This is a genomic window from Bifidobacterium sp. UTCIF-1, assembly GCF_006408915.1.
Taxonomy (GTDB): domain Bacteria; phylum Actinomycetota; class Actinomycetes; order Actinomycetales; family Bifidobacteriaceae; genus Bifidobacterium; species Bifidobacterium reuteri.
Map to the genome: position 1 here is coordinate 1 of NZ_JFAG01000049.1, position 1216 is coordinate 1216.

1 protein-coding gene is annotated in these 1216 nt (G+C 43.5%); it reads right to left on the reverse strand.

Annotated elements, in window-relative coordinates:
• The coding region (locus BW09_RS10790; protein ID WP_219846535.1) for a GTP-binding protein at positions 1 to 555 on the reverse strand (555 nt) is incomplete at its 3' end.
• Positions 556 to 1216 lie beyond the last annotated feature (661 nt).

The following is a 1216-nucleotide window of genomic DNA, read 5'->3' on the forward strand; positions in this document are numbered from 1 at the left end:
TAATTTATCGTTATTTTCGATGACCGCATCCCATGCTTCTATGTCGGTATTTTCCTCCAGGACTATTTCCGGGGACAGCGACACCGTCTGCTTGATGATAATATCGGCGGAGAGCTTATCCCGAACAGACTGAACCACGCTCTGCAAATCAACGCCAGCCTGGTCGATCTTGTTGATAAAGATAACGGTGGGAATGTTCATTTTCCGCAGGGCATGGAACAGAATACGGGTCTGGGCCTGCACGCCATCTTTAGCGGAGATCACCAAGATGGCCCCATCTAAAACAGCCAAAGAGCGGTACACCTCCGCCAAAAAATCCATGTGGCCGGGCGTATCCACAATGTTGACTTTACATCTGTGCCACTGGAAGGAAGTGACTGCCGCTTGAATGGTAATCCCACGCTGCCGCTCCAAAAACATGGTGTCCGTCCTCGTTGTCCCTTTTTCGACGCTCCCCGGTTCTGAAATGGCTCCGCTGGCATATAGCAGGCTCTCCGTCAAGGTCGTCTTTCCAGCGTCTACATGGGCAAGAATTCCAATATTGATTATTTTCATGTGATTGTCCTCCCTTTACTGCCCCGAAGGGCATAAAAATCCCCAGCAGTAAAATACTTTTACCACTGGGGATGATAATTTGCGGACATACACATATGCAGCATACACCTGTTTGTGAGTGCTGTTTTTGGGGATATGTCAAAATTGATAAGGCAAAAGTATTCTTAAATTGGGTACAAAAAACTAAGCCCCTACAAAAGGGACTATCATAATCCTTTGTTCCCACTATTTGATTATAGTTTTATTTAAGAATACCTTGCCGCATATTTTTTACTCCTTTTCTGGACTTGAATTATTATATCACATCAGTTTTAGGAAAACAAGTATCTAAAAGAAATTTTTCTTCCCCTTATATGTAACAATCATACCGGCTTCCTAACGTTCAGAATGGTTTCTACTGTCTGCTGCGGTGTTTGGTTGGAATTGTCCAGCCAAAAGCCGATCCGTGGTGTTGTCTGCATTTTACTAAATACAAATTCAATGTATACAGAAAGAAATATATAAGGAGTGGGAGGGATTCCGCCGTAGTCGGCATTGTAGGAAAACCCAAAAGTTTAGATTTTCTCAAAATGCTTATCTTTTGGTCTTTGGTTCGGAATAGTGTAGTGCTGGCGGTCTATCTATTGTTTTCGGTTGCTTGCTTCTTTACCGTACATGAGCA